The organism is Sphingobacterium sp. UBA5670 (assembly GCF_002420705.1).
GTDB lineage: Bacteria > Bacteroidota > Bacteroidia > Sphingobacteriales > Sphingobacteriaceae > Sphingobacterium.
This window is the reverse complement of record NZ_DIIM01000014.1, coordinates 61,813-81,414: the sequence shown is the minus strand read 5'-3', so window position 1 is coordinate 81,414 and position 19,602 is coordinate 61,813. Positions and strand designations below refer to the sequence as shown.

Genomic DNA, 19,602 nt, shown 5'->3' with positions numbered 1-19,602 from the left:
ATTTATAAAATCGATCAAATACGGCAATTATTGTATATTAGCTCAATGACAGAATACGCAGCGATTTTTGACATGGACGGTGTCATCAGCCACACCAACCCATTCCATGCCGAAGCTTTTAGAGCTTTTTTTAAAAACCACAATGTACAGCAGGCTACAGAAGAGGAATTTGAGCAGCATATGTATGGCAAGCACAATAGTTACATCATGCAACATTTCTTTAAGCGTCCAATATCTCCTGAGGAACTGCGAACGCTTGAATTTGAAAAAGAGCAGCTCTTTAGAGTTATTTACAAGGAGCACGTGGCACCTATTAAGGGATTAATTGAGTTTCTGACTGAATTAAAAGACAAGGGGTTTAAGCTTGCTGTGGCGACATCTGCTCCCCGTGAGAACATGGATTTAATTCTAGATGAATTAAAAATACGCCATCTTTTCTCTTCCACATTAAGCAGTGAAGATGTAAAATTACATAAGCCACATCCTGAGGTTTATTTAAAATCAGCAGAAAAACTACACATTCCGGTTGACCGCTGCATCGTTTTTGAAGACTCTTTTTCGGGTATTACTGCGGCAAAAAATGCCGAAATGAAAGTTGTCGCCGTACTTTCAACGCATAAAAAAGAAGAATTACCTGCAAGCAATGATTATATAAATAATTATACAGAAATATCAGTTGCGAATGTAGAAGCCATTCTAAAAACACAATAGCTAAAACTTTACTGGAGATTTGCTGAGAAAACACATATAACATGAAGCAGCTTAATCGTATCATTTAAAAATTCCTTGAGCTGCTGTTAACATATAAAAAAAGAGATTCCTTTGGGAATCTCTTTTTTTACGCTCATATTGTCCGATTTGGACTAAATTTTCAATTGCTGCCGCTTGACTACAATTTTATTCAGTTATTAATCTCTTTTCAGACCAAACTTTTCTATTTTACTATAGAGGTGACTACGTTGAATATCAAGGTCATCGGCCGTTTTCGAGACGTTCCAATTATTTTTTTCCAATTTATATTTAATAAACTCTTTTTCAGCATGATCTTTATAGTCTTGGAACGAATCAAAAGAGTCCATATCTAAACCATAATTCGCAGCAGCCCTTTCATGCACTATACCGTTTACCGGCTCACGCGAAGGATTAGCAAATGCCACCACATCTTTATCTGTAATAGATCTGTCGCTCAAAATAATTAAACGCTCTATCATATTGCGCAATTCCCGAATGTTACCAGTCCAGGGAAGATGACTCAATTCTCTCATTGCCGCAGAAGTAATCTCTTTCACGGGTATCCCATATTCCATACAGATTTCTTCGCAAAAATTTGTTGAAAGCAGGGGAATATCGTCTACACGATCTATTAAAGCTGGAACATGAATTAAGATCACCGACAAACGGTGATATAAGTCCATTCTAAAGTTACCCTCCTCAATTTCCTTCAATAGATCTTTATTGGTCGCGGCTACCACACGTACATTGACATCAATCTCTTTGTCGCCCCCCACTCTAGTGATTTTATGTTCCTGTAGCGCTCTTAAGACTTTAGCTTGCGCCGATAGGCTCATATCTCCGATTTCGTCCAAAAACAATGTTCCGCCACTAGCCTGCTCAAATTTCCCAATACGCTGTTTAATCGCGGATGTAAAGGATCCTTTTTCATGCCCGAATAATTCAGATTCAATTAATTCGGAAGGTATAGCCGCACAGTTCACTTCAATGAGAGGTCCCTGCGCACGATTCGATTTCTCATGTAACCAACGCGCCACAAGCTCTTTTCCGGAACCATTTGCTCCAGTAATCAAAACACGGGCTTCTGTCGGTGCTACACGGTCTATTGTCTCCTTGATACGTTTGATAGCACCAGATTCCCCCAATATATCTTTTGTTTTCGAGCTGCTAACTTTGCGTTTGAGCACTTTAGTTTCTGTGACGAGGGAGCTTTTATCCAGTGCATTCCGAACAGTAATTAATAGTCTATTCAGGTCCAGCGGTTTTTCTAAAAAGTCAAAAGCACCTTTTTTCGCGGCTTCAACAGCCGTTTCAATTGTACCATGTCCAGAGATCATAATAAAGGGGATGTCTGGGCTGCTTTGATGCGCTTCCGCCAAAACTTCCATCCCATCCATCGTATTCATCTTGATATCGCAGAGAACAAGATCTATTTTTTCCTTTTTTAAAATATCTAATCCATCCCGGCCATTGTCGACATCTAAAATCGTATAATCTTCATATTCCAAGATATCACGCAACGAACTTCTGATGGCGCGCTCATCATCAATGATTAAAATTGTACTCATAAATCGAGAGTTATGCTATTTTTTCAATTATGGGAATCAATATAAGATTTTTTTGGCAATTAGCGAAAAAGAAGCAAACCTTGTAAGCCGGGTTCTGTAGACCACCGAAGTGGAATTTCTATCATTTATCTAGATTTGCCATCGCTGACAAACTCAATCAACCTACCCATTACGAATTCCAATAAATTGAAAGAAGACGAGCAGCCTTCGATTTTCGCAACCTATTTGGTCTTTCAACACACGAGGTTTACCGTAATGTATGTTGCCATACAAGACCGTAAGCTCTTACCTTACGTTTTCACCCTTACTCCGAAAAGCGGTATATTTTCTGTGGCACTTTCTGTCTGCTATTTCCATAACAGCCTTCCCGTTAGGAAGCGTGTTGCTCTATGTTGCCCGGACTTTCCTCTCCTCTCAAAAAAAGAGCAGCGATAGAACCAGTTTGCTTCTGCGCAAAAGTAGCTATTTTACCCGGAAAAACCCGAATTTCTTTTTAATTTCAGCCAAACGAAGCAAAGATCTCAAAAATCTGCGCAATGTGTTTGCGTAGATCGGTTAAAGTTTTGTATTTTCAGCTTATCCAAAGAAATTAACACTATGGCTCTCAACAAACTGGCTCTTATACGGTACAAAACGATCGATCATTGCCTCCGTTTACGGCATCGCAAATGGACATTAGAAGACCTTATGGAAAAGGTTTCTGATGCACTCTACGAATTTGAAGGGATCAAAAACGGGATAAGTAAGCGGACAATACAAAGTGACCTGCAGCTGATGCGTAGCAATAAGCTCGGCTACAATGCTCCTATTATTGTCCTGCATCGCAAGTTCTATACTTATGAAGACCCCAATTATAGCATCAGCAATTCACCTATTTCCATTGGAGATATGCAGAAAATGAAAGAAGCTGTTGAAGTGCTCAAGCATATCAATGGGTTCTCCAGTTTTGATGAAATGAGCGATATTGTCGCACGTCTTGAAAACAGCATACACAGCAAAAAAGATAATTCACCCTCCATCATTCAACTGGAAAACAATAAGCTGCTGAAGGGCCTTACTTTTATCAGTCCCCTTCATCTGGCGATCCGCGAAAAAACACCGTTACTCATTAGTTACCAATCTTTCAAAGCAACACAGAAGCAGGATCTTGTTTTTTCTCCTTACCTGCTAAAGGAATATCGTAATAGATGGTTTCTCATCGGTCACCATAAAAAAAGCGAAGGATTGATGACACTTGCACTGGACCGGATTGACGCTATAGAAGAAATGGGCAAAAATTCATACAAGGAATATACAGGGATCGATTTCGAACGTTACTTTTCCGATACGATAGGGGTTTCGAAAACCCAAAAGGACCGCGGACACCGGGTGATATTACTGATCAACGCAAGAAATGCACCTTATGTAGAAACTAAACCGTTCCACTCTTCCCAACAGATTTTAGATAAAAAAGAAGATGGTTCAATCTTAATTCGTATAGATGTCGTCCTTAATTTTGAACTGGAAAGAGAAATCTTAGGGTTTGGTGAATCGATTAAAGTATTATCGCCAAGAAATTTACAAACAAGAATAATACGACGTTTGGAAGCTGCCAAACAGCTTTATGCAGACAATTCTGAAAACAAGGGCATAAGCCCAGCAAATAGTTGATATACCAACTATTGCCCAAGCGATAAATAGCCAGCGTAATCAGTTGGAATAAATTTGGATCAGAGGATTAGATATCTTGGGCGATGGCATAACCACTTGCCCAAGCCCACTGGAAATTATAGCCGCCAAGCCATCCGGTAATATCAACAGCCTCCCCCCCAAAATAAAGACCCTCGACTTTTTTGGACATTAAGGTCTTGGGATGAAGTTCCCTGGTTGACACCCCGCCGCGCATAACCTCTGCTTTATCATAGCCCTTATCCCCTGCAGGCTTTACTTTGAAACGATGAATAGTATCGACAATCAACTTTGCATCAGCCTTACTAAGTGAGGCGATTTTAGTATCCAAAACGAGGAACTTTCCAAGAGCATCGACCAATTTTCTGCTGAAATAATCGTTTAGCAGTTGTGAAACAAGTCTTTTCCCGCCATATTGTCGCTCTTGTTTAATTAGATTGTCCAAATTAAAATTAGGCAACAGATCTATGGTAATCTCTAGCCCCGGTCGCCAATAACTTGATATCTGAAGTATTGCGGGTCCACTCAATCCCCAGTGTGTAAAGAGAATATTCTCCTCAAATGACATTCCGGCAACAGATACCTTTGAGAATACCGAATTTCCAGCTAAGGAACTATACCAATCGGCATCTTTTCCTGTTATGGTCAACGGCACTAATGCAGGAGCTGTACCGACCACCTCCAAACTAAATTTTTTGGCCAGTCGTAGCCCAAAGTCAGATGCACCGAGCTTTTGAACCGGAAGCCCTCCAGAAGCAACAATAACTTTTGGGCTATGATATTGGGATTCACCTGCTCCATTTTCTACTGTTACCACAAAACCATCGGCATTTTTCTCAACAGATTTCACCAAGGTATTTAAAGCAATATCCTGATCCGTTTCATATAAAATTTTGGAAAACACGGCAACGATATCTTTTGCTTTATTTGTTACTGGAAACAACTGCCCCAAAGTTTTCTCCTGCCCAATAATACCATAACTTTCAAAAAACACAATAGTATCCTCCACCGTCCACTGCCTGAATACGCTATGCAAAAAATCTGGATTTTCAGAAATGAAATTTGCTGGACCAGTACCGATATTGGTATAATTACATCGCCCTCCTCCGGAAATCAAGATCTTTGCACCGACTTTATCATTTCGTTCCAGTACCAAAGTTTTCTTTCCAAGCAGTCCTGCCTGTGCAGCACACATTAAGCCACAGGCTCCTCCTCCAATAATTATAGCATCGTATGTTCTACTCACAGCAGCGTTCTAATAAGCAATCAATGTGTTTTCAACGGAAACAACTTTTCGTTCCAATTGACTCCGATATCCCAATTCAATGATCTGAATGACATCTCGAGCCTGCTCTGCCGATGCTATCAAATCAGCTTTTCCTAATATAGCGTCCGCCACATTCTGATAAAAATCCGGATAAGATCCTATTTCGGAAGGAATAATTTCCTCGATGTCTTTACCTTCTTCCACAATATTAAGCTTACCGTATAGACTTGGATCCTCTTGACCCCAGTTTGGATCCTCATCCGGGAATTTACCATCCCGTAATAAGGCTTCCTGTGGATCAACACCATATTTCACAAAATTTCCATTCATCCCAAAGATACGATAACGTGGCGTAGGTTCTTTTGCAAGCATGGAGCCTTTCAGCGATACCCGCAAATTATCATAGTACAATAGGCAGTCGAAATTGTCAATTGTCTTCGCGTGATCCCGTTGGATGGCCAAATCAGCAAAGACTGCATTTGGCTTTCCAAATAATTGCAGCGCCTGGTCGATGAGATGTGGTCCTAAATCATAAAATATACCAGAGCCCGGCAAATTTTCCTCACGCCAGGCGTTAGGACGCAGGTAATTACGGAAACGATCGAACCGAGATTCTACATTCACAATCCGGCCCAATCTTCCACTTTTTACCATTTTCTCCACAGTCCGATAATCCGAGTTGAACCTTAAATTATGATAGGGTGCCAAGATCAGATTTTTCTCCTTTGCCAAAGCAATAAGTTCATCTGCTTGTTCGACACTATTGGTAAATGGCTTTTCAACAACAACATGTTTTCCTGCTTCCAATGCACGTTTTGCAAAAGGATAATGCATTTCATTGGAAGTGGCAACCACGACAAGATCAATGGTTGTATCGTTAAAAATATCATCAGCAGACAAAGCAATTTCAGCCTGTGGGTAGCGCTGCTTTAACAAAAGTTGCTGATCAGCTTTCCGGGCTGTCACTTTGACAAGATCCAATTCCGCAATCGAACGCATGACAGGAGCATGAAAAACCTGCCCTGAAATTCCAAAACCAATAAGCCCTACTCGAATTTTCTTCATAACATTACATTCTTTCGGGTACACGAATTCCCAATAAGTTCATTCCTTTAGCAATAACCTTTGCTGCAGAGGCTGAAAGGTGCAACCTAAAGTTTTTCACATCAGGATCTTCCGCTTTCAATATCGTTTCCTCATGATAGAATTTATTGTAGAATTTCGCTACTTCATAAATATAATTTGCCAGTTGTGCAGGACTGAACTCCTGTGCAGATGCCTCAATAATCTCCGGAAAAGCGCCTAGCTGCTGAATTAAATCACGTTCATAGGAAGAGATCGTCGCAGGCACAGACACAGCGCTGTTAAAATCAAAATCAGCTTTACTTAAGACAGATTTAATACGCGCGTGTGTGTATTGTATAAATGGCCCTGTATGCCCCTGAAAATCGACAGATTCATTTGGATCAAACAAGAGGCGTTTTTTAGGATCTACCTTCAATAGAAAATATTTAAGCGCCCCCATTCCAATCGTGTCATAAAGAGCCGCTTTGGATTCTTCATCTAATCCTTCCGTCTTGCCAAGCTCTTCGGTACGTTCTTGTGCAGTTTTCAGCATTTCAGCCATCAAATCATCTGCGTCAACAACAGTTCCCTCACGCGATTTCATTTTACCCGATGGCAGATCAACCATTCCATAAGACAAATGGAACAAACCGTCGGCCCAAGTTTTACCCAATTTCTTCAAAATCAAGAACAATACCTTGAAATGGTAATCCTGTTCGTTACCCACCACATAAATAGATTCATTCATTTGGAATTCATCGTACTTCAATTGAGCTGTCCCTAAATCTTGCGTAATATAGACAGAAGTACCATCACCTCGCAGCACAAGTTTCTGGTCTAATCCCTCCTCCGTTAGGTCAATCCAAACCGAGTTATCGTCTTTTTTAAAGAAAACGCCACTATCTAAACCCTCTTGGATAATATCTTTACCCAATAAATACGTATTGGATTCATAGTAATATTTATCAAAATTGACCCCCAATTGCTTATAGGTTTTTTCAAATCCAGCATATACCCAGCTGTTCATGGTTTTCCAAAGCGAGATCACTTCTTCATTACCGGCTTCCCATTGTTGCAGCATCGCTTGTGCTTCCTTCATTAAAGGCGCATTTTTCTTTGCTTCCTCTTCGGTTTGACCTTCAGCTTTTAAGCCTTCAATTTCTTTCTTGTACTCTTTATCAAAGACCACATAATATTTTCCAACAAGATGGTCTCCTTTCATACCCGTAGATTCGGGTGTTTCACCTGCACCAAATTTTTGCCAGGCTAACATAGACTTGCAGATATGAATACCACGGTCGTTCACCAAATTTGCTTTGATAACTTCATAACCGTAAGCTTTCAGAATTTCAGCGACAGAATAGCCTAATAAGTTATTACGAATGTGACCTAAATGCAACGGTTTATTCGTATTTGGAGAAGAGTATTCAACCATCAATTTCTTTCCATTCGCAGGAAATACACCAAAGTCCTTCGCAGTTATCGTTTGGTTTAGTAAAGTGATCCAGTAAGCATCAGAAAGAACAATATTCAAAAAGCCTTTGATCACATTGAAATCCGATATCTCAGCAATATGCTGTTGCAAATATGTACCAATTTCTTTTCCAGTCTGTTCCGGAGAAGATTTCGAAAAGCGCGTTACCGGAAAAGTTACGATCGTAATTTGTCCTTCAAACTCCTTTCGGGTAGCTTGTAAAGCAATTTGATTTTCTAAAATATCTGCATTGTAAAGCTCTTTTACTGCCTGTACAGTGACTTCAACAAGTCGCTTTTGAATAGAATTTGCCATTTAATGATTTTGTAATTTTTACAACTTCCTGATAGTGAATTGGAAATAAATAACATTCCTTATTTAGGTATTCACCATTAAAGTATATCTTTGCAAAAATAATAAAAAATGCAGAGCTATCAGGAATTTCTTGACTTAAGTGTTGGTTTTCCGCAAGACGGATTCGAAATCATCGACGACGAATTGTATTTTCACGATTTGAATTTAATGGAAATGATAGAAACGTACGGTACGCCGTTACGTTTTACCTATTTGCCTATCGTCAGCAAAAAAATTCAGCAAGCGAAAATCCTTTTTCAGACCGCAATTCTGAAACATAACTATCGCGGATCTTACAAATATTGTTATTGTACCAAATCATCCCATTTCAAGCACATCGTAGAAGAGGCCTTGAAAAATGATATCCACCTGGAAACTTCCTCTGCATTTGACATGCCGATGATCGATTCATTGGAAAGACAGGGAACAGTAACAAAAGACATTACAGTCATCTGTAATGGGTTCAAAACCTACCAGTATAAACAGTATATTGTAGATATGATCCATGACGGGTATACGAACATTATACCGGTACTGGACAACAAAGAAGAGTTTAACCTTTATGATGATGAAATCGAGTTGGATGAGCCTTGTGCTTTAGGGATCCGCGTTGCTTCCGAAGAGCAGCCAGACTCTCAATTCTATACATCTCGTTTAGGAATCCGTCAGGAAGACGTCATTGACTTCTATAACAACAAAATCGTTGACAATCCAAACTTTAAAGTCAAGCTGCTTCACTTTTTCATCAATTCAGGTATCTCAGATACTCCGTACTACTGGAATGAACTGGAGAAATATGTTACATTGTACTGTAAATTCAAGAAAGTAAACCCAGACTTAGATACCCTGGATATCGGTGGCGGTATGCCGTTTAAGGATTCGCTGGTACACGACTTTGACTACGAATACATGGTCAATGAAATTGTCAACCGGATCAAACAAATCTGTGCGCACCACGAGGTGATGGAACCAGATATTATTACCGAATTCGGCAAATATACCGTTGCTGAAGCATCAGGTATTCTGTACAAAGTACTCGGCCGCAAACAACAGAATGACCGTGAGCGCTGGTTTATGATTGATGGTTCATTTATTACGAATTTACCGGATGTATGGGCATTGAATCAAAAATACATTCTATTACCGATCAATAACTGGGACTCTGAATATGAGCGTGTCAATTTAGGCGGGATTACTTGCGATGGCCAGGATTATTATAATCAGGAGGCACACATGAATTCAGTATTTATGCCGAAGACACGTAAGGTACAATACTTGGGATTCTTTCATACAGGAGCCTATCAAGATGTACTGAGCGGATATGGAGGAATCCATCACTGCTTATTGCCTTCGCCTAAACATGTACTCGTCCGCCGCAATAGAGATGAAACATTCAATTACGAGGTATTTGGTGAAGAACAAAACTCCAAACAAGTCATGAAACTATTGGGGTATCAATAAGATATGCCTTCAAAAACGAACTACTTAAAATGGCAACGATTGCAGTCCTGTATTCTTGCCAAAAAAGTATTTTTAAATAACGATAAAAAGGTCCCGGTCTTAGGAACGGGACCTTTTTATTTTGCGTTTAACCGTGCTAATTATATCAGGGATTAAGTTTGAAAACCAAGTCCAGATATCCAGCAATATTCGTCAGCGGGAATCGCACCGATAAACTTTATACCAAGACCTAAAGGCTGTTTATGGTATTACAAAGAAAGCCCCTTAAAAAGAGGCTTTCAGTTTACTTATTTGCTATTTTTCTATTTTAATATATCATAGAAACTATGGTTTCAAAAATATCTATTTCGCTACCCAAGCTGTAAAGAAATTAAGTACTTTTTCTTCATCATAGCCTTTTCCTTTTTCCAGACTACCACTCTCCTGCACATGCAATGTTTTTCCGTTTCTGTCTAGGACAATAAAAAATGGATAACCTAATTTATTTCCTTCGGGAGCATACTTCTGAAAAACAGCCTCGTTTTTATTCTCCTTTGAGTAATTCAGGTGATAATAGAGAAAACGGTTCTTCAACAACTTGTCTATACTTGCCGTTTTGTGGATATAATCATTGAACCTCAAACACCAAACACACCAGTTACCCCCAGCTTGGATTATAATATTTTTCCTTTCTTTCTTTGCCTGAACTAATAACTGATCAATATCATTTTGCGCATTAGCATCTGGATTATAAGGCTTTGAAAGATCCTCGGTTGCAGCAGTCTGTTGTGAGAACGCTTTAGACTGTAAAACTATCGTTCCAAAAAACATTACGACCCCGCACAGCAATAATCTTATATTTCTCATCATAAATAAATTAAATAATAATCTAAAATTACAAAATCATTTGCCCAAACCAAAACATAAGCAGCATATAATGGTTAAACATGTATAGCTATTGACCATGGAAAAAAAATCCACAATCACCATAGCCTACACTTTGACAGACCCGTTAAATGTATTCAGACAGCACAGAGGCTGCCTTAAGTATTCAAATTGGGGCGACTATCAAATACTCTTTATTGGCGAGGAGAAAAAAACACAGCTTATTGACACTCCATACGGAGCTGTTGGCAAAAACAGAAAAGTTTATTTTTTATTAAAATCAAAACAATAAAAAACAAAACAAAACAAAAACAAACACCATATCTTAACATAAATATTATTTAATTTCTTTTAAAATTTAATAAATATACCATAACTTAGTAATAAGGAAGCGAAAAAACGAGTATATAAGATTCACCATACAAGACCAAAACGAAACAAAATGAAACACCAAGAATTCAAAAGGTCAAAACTGATAGAAAAAATAAAAGATACGAGCGCGTGGGATGTTATCGTAATAGGCGGCGGTGCCAGCGGTTTAGGTGTTGCATTAGACGCATTAAGCCGAGGTTTCAAAACAATTTTACTGGAGCAGGTCGATTTTGCAAAAGGCACTTCAAGCAAAGCAACAAAGCTTGTCCATGGTGGTGTACGCTACTTGGCTCAGGGTGATATCGCTCTGGTTAAAGAAGCGCTTCATGAAAGAGGTTTACTTCAAAAAAATGCACCGCATCTAGTCAAAAACCAATCATTTATCATACCCAATTACAGCTGGTTCGATGGTCCATTCTATACTATTGGAATGAAAATATATGATCTTTTGGCCGGTAAATTAAGTCTGGGAAAATCCATCCATATCAATAAAGAACAAACACTTAACCGCATAAGCACTGTTAGACCAAAAGGTTTATATGGTGGAGTGGTCTATCAGGACGGGCAATTTGACGACTCAAGACTTGCTCTCAATGTAGCGCAGACCTGCATACAGATGGGGGGTGTTGCGCTGAATTATGTGAGGGTAAACAACCTTACCAAAGATAGCAACGGACGGATTAACGGCGTGATTGCCAATGACACCGAAACAGGTGAAGTTTTTACGATACAAGGTAAGGCGATAATTAATGCAACAGGCATATTTGTCGATGATATCTTAAAAATGGATAGACCGGAAGCAAAACAAATGGTACGTCCTAGCCAAGGAGTCCATCTCGTATTTGACAAATCATTTCTCCCGGGAGATGATGCGATCATGATTCCAAAAACAGATGATGGACGTGTTCTTTTCCTAGTCCCCTGGCACAATCGGGTCATTGCAGGAACAACAGACACCCCGATTGATGAACACAGCCTTGAACCCGTAGCTTTGGAACAGGAAATCGATTTTATTTTGAAAACTGCTGGGCGCTACTTGACGAAAAAGCCAACGAGAGCAGATGCATTGGCAGTATTCGCTGGCCTTCGTCCGCTGGCCGCCCCTACTGGCAACTCCAATAAAACCAAGGAGATCTCGCGAAGCCACAAGGTCATCGTGAGCGACTCTAAATTACTCACTTTAACAGGTGGAAAATGGACAACATTCCGTCGAATGGGGCAAGATACGATCGACAAAGCGATAAAAATTGGTTGTTTACCGCAAAAAGAAAGTCGGTCCGCCACACAAAAGATTTATAGTGCCATTCCGACATCAGACCGAAGCAATCACCTCTATATTTATGGCGCTGACCAGGAAGCTATCCATGCATTAGCCCAGGAAAATCCCGAATGGAACGAAAAATTAATACCACACCTCGAATTCAAAAAAGCAGAAGTTGTTTGGGCAGCACGCAATGAACTTGCCAGAACCGTGGAAGATGTGCTGTCCCGTCGTGTACGCATGCTCTTTCTAGACGCAAAAGCCGCAATTGAAGCAGCACCAGAGGTCGCGAGATTACTCGCCCTGGAACTGGGTAAGGATGAAAATTGGCAAAATGATCAAATAGAAAACTTTCAAAAAGTTGCAAAAAATTATATCTTGAAATAATACTAAAAATAACCAGCAATACTCAATTATGGAACAGCAATACATCTTGGCAATGGATCAAGGCACAACTAGCTCCAGAGCTATAATTTTTGATAAAGACAGAAATATAGTCTCCATTGCCCAGAAGGAATTTACACAGATATTCCCGCAACCGGGATGGGTCGAACACGATCCACATGAAATATGGTCAACGCAGGCGGGTGTCACCGCGGAAGCCACGACAAAGGCAGGATTAAATGGTAAAAATATTGCCGCTATAGGCATAACCAATCAACGCGAAACTGTCGTCGTCTGGGACAGAGAAACCGGAAAACCCATTTATAATGCCATCGTTTGGCAAGATAAACGCACGGCAGATTATTGCGACGAACTACGTCGCTCCGGAAAACACGATATGATTCAGGAAAAAACAGGCCTGATATTAGACCCTTATTTTTCCGCTACCAAAATCAAATGGATTCTGGACCATGTAGAAGGTGCCCGGGAAAAAGCACAAAACGGAGAATTAATCTGTGGAACTATCGACACTTGGCTGATATGGAATCTCACCCGCGGCGACGCTCACATTACCGACGTCACCAATGCTTCCCGCACCTTACTGTTTAATATCCACAGCATGGAATGGGACAATGAACTTCTTGAATTGTTTGACATCCCCCCTTCCATGCTTCCTCAGGTAAAAGAAAGCAGCGAAATATATGGAGAATCCCGGACGACCATTTTTGCACATAAAGTCAAAATAGCAGGAATTGCCGGCGATCAGCAGGCCGCACTTTTTGGACAGCAATGTATTGAAAAAGGAATGGTAAAAAATACGTACGGTACCGGATGTTTTATGTTAATGAACATCGGCGATAAACCAATCCGATCAAAGAACAACCTTTTAACAACCGTTGCATGGAAAATCAATGGAAAAACAGAATATGCATTGGAAGGTAGTATATTTATCGGCGGCGCATTGGTCCAATGGTTACGTGACAATCTTAACATTATCTATAAGTCTGCCGACGTTGAACAACTGGCGCTTACGGAAAAAGATAACGGTGGCGTCACCTTTATCCCCACGTTTGCAGGACTGGGAGCCCCCTACTGGAATGCACGTGCACAAGGCACTTTATTTGGACTTACGCGCGCAACCACCAACGGACATATAGCACGCGCATCACTAGAAGCGATCTCCCTACAGACTCGTGATGTTCTCCAGGCAATGGAAGCCGATAGCGGCATACCGATCAAAGAATTACGTGTAGACGGCGGTGCAACAGCCAATAATCTACTCATGCAAATCCAGGCCAATGTACTCAATAGCAACGTTGTACGCCCTAAGATCACGGAAACAACCGCATTGGGCGCGGCGTATCTCGCAGGGCTGGCAGTAGGATTCTGGAAAGATGAAGCGGAGATATCAAAGTTTTGGGCACAGGATCGTATATTTGAACCCGAGACCGAGCAAGAAGAGCAAACAAACAAGATCATAAAGCTCTGGACCAAGGGAATCAAAGCATTACAATACTGGACTGAAAACTAACCAATAAACATGAACCATTATTTAGCAGAATTTATCGGCACAACGCTCCTCCTTCTTTTAGGTAATGGCGTTGTGGCCAACGTTATCTTGAAAGGCACAAAAGGGGAAAATGGAGGATGGATTGTAATCACGACTGCATGGGCACTGGCAGTCTATGTAGGTGTCGTATTTGCAGGCCCTTATACGGGGGCGCATCTCAACCCTGCGGTAACCATTGCCGTCGCGCTTAATCATGGCCTTTCCTGGATGGAGGTCCCAGGTTATATCCTTGCTCAAATTGCTGGTGGCTTCTGTGGCGCCATGCTAACCTACATCATGCACAAAGACCATTTCGATGCAACCGCGGATCCCACCACCAAACTTGGCGTTTTCGCTACTATACCCAACATCCGAAATACATCAACAAATCTGGCAAGTGAGATTATCGGAACCTTTGTCCTGATTTTTGTTATTTTCTTTATAACAGGTCAAGATGTGACTATTGATGGAAAAGCGGCCCCAATAGGCATGGGCTCTCTTGGCGCTATACCTGTTGCATTTTTAGTATGGGCCATCGGCCTATCATTGGGTGGTACGACAGGATATGCGATTAATCCTGCCCGGGATCTCGGCCCACGCTTATTTCATGCGTTTTGGCCAATCAAAGGAAAGGGAAGTTCAGACTGGTCCTATGCATGGATCCCGATTGTGGGACCGATTCTAGGTGCTATTTTAGCCTTTGCACTTTATACATGCATAAAACCCGTCTAGTAGAAATAGTTATTCTTACGGTAAAACTAAAAGGGGGATTCACAAATTGAATCCCCCTTTAGTTTATTATCCTCGCTTGGGCTTTCTATGACCGTATTCACGATCCCGCTCAAACGTATTCATATGACGTTCCTTTTTCACAGGATATACATCATCGATCACAATCAATATTCCTTTTTCTTCTACTGTACCAAACTCATTATTACGCGCTGTCCCGAATGATTTCATGGTAGGCGACAAGTTCATATAAGTGTTTATCAAAGGCGGAATATTCTCTCCCAATGCTCTTACATGACTGTTCAACACCTTATATCCCTCTTTATAATCCAGACCATCAAACACGCCAATAAAACGTTCGTAATCGTTCTTGATTTCCAATTCAGGAAGTGGGAGCACCAGTTTATCATGGTCAGGGAAATAATAGTCCATAAAATAAAGTAACATATCCCGTGCATCTTTATTATAATGCGGATACATGGTCACTTTACCAAAGAGGTATTTTATTTCGGGATTCAGCATGACCAAAGCTCCTAAACCATCCCAAAGATTATCCAATGAAAAGATCCCTTTTCTATTGTCAATAGCCGGTTGGTATTTGGGCTGCACAAAAGATCTTCCCAACTCAATCGTGTAAGGTAGATATTCATTCGTAAACAATTCGGAAAACTGAAAATAATGTGCGGTTGATAAATTGGGTACACCATTTACTTCACCAGCTTCAGCACATTTGATGACACGGTAACCGGCAACCACTTCTTCATCTTCGGGATTCCATGCGATCAACTGGTCGTAACAATCTTCGCATGTGTCATTTTCATCGATATCAATTGAAAGTCCTGTACCTCCTCCTGCTCCACGAAAAGTCAACTCCCGCAAGCGCCCAATTTCACGCATGACATTTGGCGAATTATGATAGTTGATTAAGTATATCTCGTTATTTCCATTGTTGGTATATCGTAAGAAGACCTCTTTATTCAATTCGGCCTTCAATAATTCTCTATCAACTGGAGGTATAATTTCTTGCATAAATTCTATTTTTCTTGAGCCAATCCATAAACCCTTCTTTTCACTTCCTCAGCCCAAGTTTTTTCGTTTTTTGATTGATCAAACGCTGTATAAGGGATTCTTTCTCCTATTATAATATTGACGGTATGCCCGCGTTGGGCAAACATTTCATCAGGTAAATATAACATTTCAATGTTTACCTTGAGACCTAATTTCTGTCTAAGCCTTGCAAAATTATAAAAAAACTTAGAGTTTTTACCGTCAATCAACACCGGAATGATATCTTTTTTATATTTTTTTGCTTTACTAATGAAACTCTTTTTCCATTCCAGGTCTTCAATGCGGCCATCATTTTGCTTTCTGGACACCAAGCCTGCCGGAAATACCAACAAGGCATCGTCCGCTCCATAAGCCTCCTCAATCGCAGAGATCGCCTGCTTCCCCTGACCACCTAACTTATTGACGCCGACAAACAAAGGCCTCAAATTACCTATATTTAAAAGGATATCATTGACTAAAAATTTCACATCGCGTCTATATTTACCTATTGCATGCATAAATGCAATACCATCCAATCCTCCCAATGGATGATTGGACGCAAAAATAACTGGTCCCGATACCGGAATATTTTCTGCTCCATACAAATTGACCTTGACATCCAGATCGTTGATCAAAGCATCAACAAAATCCAGCCCCTGAAGATCTGCAAAGCGCGTCATAATATCATTTATCTCGTCTTCATGGATAGTCCTTTTTAAATAATTAAGTAAAAAAGACGGAATCCATTTGGCAAGGCCCGCATTTTTTTTGTGAATAACTTCACGTATATCAATAAACTTTTTACTCTCGCTTGTGATCATCAATCTTACAATTGCAATTAAAAATACTACTCCCACATTTAGGCTCGATTACAAGCCTAATCCAATTCGCTGACAAAAATAATAACAGAATGCTGATAAAAGTACAATTTTAAACTTTAAAATTGTACATATTTGCAATAATGTGATCTTTCTGTTGAACTCCGCTCTTTAGACTTTACAAACCATCAAATAATTAAGCATAAATCTGATCCCACAAAATTTCTTTTCAGCTAGTTTTTTTATTAAGTTTGAGTATGCTAATAGGTCAATTTCTTTCAAATGCTGATTTCAGTATTCAAAATGCTGATTCAATACAACAAGCGCTAGAGAAGCTGCAGGATATGCTTTGTAAAGAATTAGTCGTTTTAAATGGAGACGATTATATTGGCTTGGTCAATGAAACCATCTTATTGGACGCTGAAGATGTTGAAGCGCCCATTTCATCCATCAAGATAAATACAGTCCCAATACAGCTAAAATTCAATCAGCACCCTTATGACGCCTTAGTGATGATCACTGTATATAATAGTACAATCATTCCTGTGCTGGATCAAGAAAACAAATATCTAGGCGTATCTACACAACTAGATATATTAAAGGCTATCAGTTCGATTCAATCGCAAAATGAATCTGGGGCTATTATCGTCCTCGCGATCGGATTGCATGATTTTTCGCTTTCACAAATTGCACACCTTGTGGAAAGTGACAATTGCAGAATCCTCAATTGTGCGACCAAAATAAATTTGGAAAGTGACCATATTGAAGTTACCCTTAAAGTCGACAAGTCAAATATCAACGCATTGCTGAATTCATTCCTAAGGCACAATTATTTAGTTCTAGAAACCCACAATACTGTTGCTGCATTTGACGACACGGCCGACCGTTATCAACAGCTTATGAATTACATTAACATTTGATTAGGATTATTTTTTTTTCTCATCTTTGCGCCAATAAATTAAAAACAATATGAGAATCGCAATATATGGAAGAGAGTTTCAGCCCTCTGTTATACCACATGTGAAACACTTATTTGAATATCTTGTCGATAAAAATATTGAAATCTGGGTGTACGATCCATTCCATGAATTTCTGATATCGCAATTCGAATGTGCCTTTAACTTCTCCACCTACAATACATACCAGGAAATTAAAGATTATATTGACATTATGCTGAGTCTGGGCGGAGATGGCACCATGCTATCTGCTGTTTCCCTCATTAAAGATTCGGGAATCCCAATTGCTGGAATAAACTTCGGACGTCTGGGCTTTTTAGCTTCCATTAATAAAAATGACTTTGAGGATGCGATCGAAGATATATTGAACCAACGTTTTAGTATACAGAAGCGTGTGTTACTCTCTGTAGAATCTGAACAAGCTAATTTGTTTCAGGGCAATCACTATGCGCTAAATGACATCACTGTATTTCGTTATGATAGCTCGGCCATGATTACCGTCAATGCGCGCATCAATGGTGAACTGCTCAACTCCTACTGGGCAGATGGTCTGATTATCGCTACACCGACCGGATCTACAGCTTATTCATTAAGTTGCGGCGGGCCAATTATTATGCCGGAGAGCGGTAACTTTGTGATTACCCCTATTTCACCGCACAACCTCAACGTTAGACCAATCGTCATCTCGAATCAGTTTACCCTTGAATTGGAAATAGAAAGCCGGAGCAATCAATACATACTCAGCTGTGATTCCAAAAACGAGTCCATTGATACATCAGTAAAATTGACAATTAAGCAGGCTCCTTTCACTATTAATCTTATTAGACTTCCCCATGAAAGCTTTTTCAGCACACTAAGGGAGAAATTGCTTTGGGGCATTGATGTCCGAAACTATTAGCCTAGGAATGGCCTCACATAAACCAAGTTTGTGTGAAGGATAGTACAGAATCTGACAGGTCACGATGTTTCGGATAATCTTTCTACATATTGTACTTCTGTATTTCCAATTAAAAATCGATATTTGGAAGAATTAAAGGAAGATGGAATTAGAATATTCCTAAATAGAAATCCAAATGCAATAATTAATCGATGAAATGTTCGTTAAGACAAACAGCAATCATTGATAACGACGCAGAAAACCAAAAGTAGGTTTTAAAACGCCGAAATAGCATTTACCGCTAAGGTGTTCATTTTATTGAAAACAGCAAAAATGAGTTTTTTAGATCAGATAGATAATATTAAGTTGCCACAACATATCGCCATTATCATGGATGGTAATGGCCGCTGGGCAAAACAGAAAGGGAAACTTCGTGTTTTTGGGCATCAAAATGGTGTGAAAGCAGTAAGAGAAGCATTAGAAGGGTGTGTAAAAGCCAATATTAAATTTCTGACACTTTACGCATTTTCTGCAGAAAACTGGAACAGACCAAAACTTGAGGTAATGGCTTTAATGGAGCTATTGGTTACTTCCCTTAAAAAAGAAATCAAAACTTTCCAGGAGAATGGTGTACGCTTAAATGTCATCGGTGATATCAGTAAGTTGCCGTCAAATGCACAAAAAAAACTACAGGAAACCATTGAAGCAACAAAAGAAAATACACACTGTACATTAACCTTAGCTTTGAGCTACAGTTCCCGCCAAGAAATCGTGGACGCTGCCCGCAATCTAGCCCAACAAGTAAAAGAAGGAAAGCTCCAGGCAGATGACATTAACGATGAGTTATTCTCCGCAAACCTCTATACACAGAACCTACCCGACCCTGATCTGCTGATACGTACGAGCGGAGAATTAAGAATCAGCAACTTTCTACTTTGGCAAATTGCCTATTCCGAATTATGCTTCCTTGATAAGATGTGGCCCGAGTTTACGAAAGAAGATTTATTTAAATCCATTGTCGATTACCAGCAACGCGAAAGAAGGTTTGGAAAAACAAGTGAACAGTTGTAAAGATTTTATTAAATTTGACCACTGATTTGAAAAAAAGCAAGCTGGTTAAATTTTCTTAATTAACAAAAATTAACAAACGATTGGT

At 39.8% G+C, this 19,602-nt stretch carries 16 protein-coding genes and 1 other RNA gene; 9 read left to right on the top strand and 8 right to left on the bottom strand.

Annotated elements, in window-relative coordinates; translation table 11 throughout:
- Nucleotides 1-45 precede the first annotated feature (45 nt).
- Nucleotides 46-711, top strand: a complete 666-nt coding sequence (locus tag B3C94_RS12345; protein ID WP_293904032.1) for an HAD family hydrolase — start codon at nt 46-48, stop codon at nt 709-711.
- A gap of 197 nt (nt 712-908) precedes the next feature.
- On the opposite strand, the gene B3C94_RS12340 is transcribed toward B3C94_RS12345, so the two are convergent.
- Nucleotides 909-2,300: a sigma-54-dependent transcriptional regulator gene (locus tag B3C94_RS12340; protein WP_293904031.1), complete on the bottom strand. Its 1,392-nt coding sequence runs from the start codon at nt 2,298-2,300 to the stop codon at nt 909-911.
- Between the two features lie 67 nt (nt 2,301-2,367).
- An RNA gene (gene rnpB / locus B3C94_RS12335) (RNase P RNA component class A) lies at nt 2,368-2,748 on the bottom strand.
- 149 nt (nt 2,749-2,897) lie between these two features.
- On the opposite strand from rnpB, the gene B3C94_RS12330 reads away from it, so the two are divergent.
- Nucleotides 2,898-3,950, top strand: a complete 1,053-nt coding sequence (locus B3C94_RS12330; protein WP_293904029.1) for a helix-turn-helix transcriptional regulator — start codon at nt 2,898-2,900, stop codon at nt 3,948-3,950.
- Nucleotides 3,951-4,017: 67 nt separating this feature from the next.
- Here B3C94_RS12330 and B3C94_RS12325 read toward each other — a convergent pair whose 3' ends face one another.
- The 3 genes from B3C94_RS12325 to argS are packed head-to-tail and all read right to left on the bottom strand — an operon-like array spanning nt 4,018 to nt 8,089.
- Nucleotides 4,018-5,163: an NAD(P)/FAD-dependent oxidoreductase gene (locus B3C94_RS12325; RefSeq protein WP_414712668.1), complete on the bottom strand. Its 1,146-nt coding sequence runs from the start codon at nt 5,161-5,163 to the stop codon at nt 4,018-4,020.
- Between the two features lie 60 nt (nt 5,164-5,223).
- On the bottom strand, nt 5,224-6,300 hold the full coding sequence (locus B3C94_RS12320) for an oxidoreductase (protein WP_293904025.1): 1,077 nt from the start codon (nt 6,298-6,300) through the stop codon (nt 5,224-5,226).
- Between the two features lie 4 nt (nt 6,301-6,304).
- Nucleotides 6,305-8,089 carry an arginine--tRNA ligase gene (argS, locus tag B3C94_RS12315; protein WP_293904023.1) on the bottom strand — a complete coding sequence of 595 codons (1,785 nt, stop codon included), beginning with the start codon at nt 8,087-8,089 and terminating at the stop codon, nt 6,305-6,307.
- A gap of 108 nt (nt 8,090-8,197) precedes the next feature.
- Here argS and B3C94_RS12310 point away from each other — a divergent pair, with 108 nt between their 5' ends.
- Nucleotides 8,198-9,589, top strand: a complete 1,392-nt coding sequence (locus tag B3C94_RS12310; protein ID WP_121123983.1) for an arginine decarboxylase — start codon at nt 8,198-8,200, stop codon at nt 9,587-9,589.
- Nucleotides 9,590-9,931: 342 nt separating this feature from the next.
- Here B3C94_RS12310 and B3C94_RS12305 read toward each other — a convergent pair whose 3' ends face one another.
- Entirely contained in the window at nt 9,932-10,438 is a 507-nt protein-coding gene (locus B3C94_RS12305) for a thioredoxin family protein (protein WP_293904021.1), read from the bottom strand.
- A 457-nt stretch (nt 10,439-10,895) separates the two neighbouring features.
- Here B3C94_RS12305 and B3C94_RS12300 point away from each other — a divergent pair, with 457 nt between their 5' ends.
- Genes B3C94_RS12300 through B3C94_RS12290 form a run of 3 tightly spaced genes read left to right on the top strand, consistent with a single transcriptional unit; the run spans nt 10,896 to nt 14,751 of the window.
- A complete protein-coding gene (locus tag B3C94_RS12300) occupies nt 10,896-12,473 on the top strand; it encodes a glycerol-3-phosphate dehydrogenase/oxidase (protein ID WP_293904019.1) in 1,578 nt (525 codons plus the stop codon).
- 28 nt (nt 12,474-12,501) lie between these two features.
- Nucleotides 12,502-14,001, top strand: coding sequence for a glycerol kinase GlpK (glpK, locus tag B3C94_RS12295; protein ID WP_293904017.1), 1,500 nt, complete (start codon nt 12,502-12,504; stop codon nt 13,999-14,001).
- 9 nt (nt 14,002-14,010) lie between these two features.
- On the top strand, nt 14,011-14,751 hold the full coding sequence (locus B3C94_RS12290; RefSeq protein WP_293904015.1) for an MIP/aquaporin family protein: 741 nt from the start codon (nt 14,011-14,013) through the stop codon (nt 14,749-14,751).
- A 66-nt stretch (nt 14,752-14,817) separates the two neighbouring features.
- Here B3C94_RS12290 and B3C94_RS12285 read toward each other — a convergent pair whose 3' ends face one another.
- Nucleotides 14,818-15,777 (bottom strand): GNAT family N-acetyltransferase, encoded by a 960-nt coding sequence (locus B3C94_RS12285; protein WP_293904013.1) that lies wholly within the window; start codon nt 15,775-15,777, stop codon nt 14,818-14,820.
- A 5-nt stretch (nt 15,778-15,782) separates the two neighbouring features.
- Nucleotides 15,783-16,652, bottom strand: a complete 870-nt coding sequence (locus B3C94_RS12280; protein WP_293904011.1) for a 1-acyl-sn-glycerol-3-phosphate acyltransferase — start codon at nt 16,650-16,652, stop codon at nt 15,783-15,785.
- Between the two features lie 218 nt (nt 16,653-16,870).
- On the opposite strand from B3C94_RS12280, the gene B3C94_RS12275 reads away from it, so the two are divergent.
- The 3 genes from B3C94_RS12275 (at nt 16,871) to B3C94_RS12265 (ending at nt 19,517) form a co-directional block, all read left to right on the top strand.
- Nucleotides 16,871-17,533: a CBS domain-containing protein gene (locus tag B3C94_RS12275; RefSeq protein ID WP_293904009.1), complete on the top strand. Its 663-nt coding sequence runs from the start codon at nt 16,871-16,873 to the stop codon at nt 17,531-17,533.
- A gap of 49 nt (nt 17,534-17,582) precedes the next feature.
- A complete protein-coding gene (locus B3C94_RS12270; RefSeq protein WP_293904007.1) occupies nt 17,583-18,467 on the top strand; it encodes an NAD kinase in 885 nt (294 codons plus the stop codon).
- Between the two features lie 312 nt (nt 18,468-18,779).
- Nucleotides 18,780-19,517 (top strand): isoprenyl transferase, encoded by a 738-nt coding sequence (locus B3C94_RS12265; RefSeq protein WP_293904005.1) that lies wholly within the window; start codon nt 18,780-18,782, stop codon nt 19,515-19,517.
- The last annotated feature ends 85 nt before the right edge of the window (nt 19,518-19,602 follow it).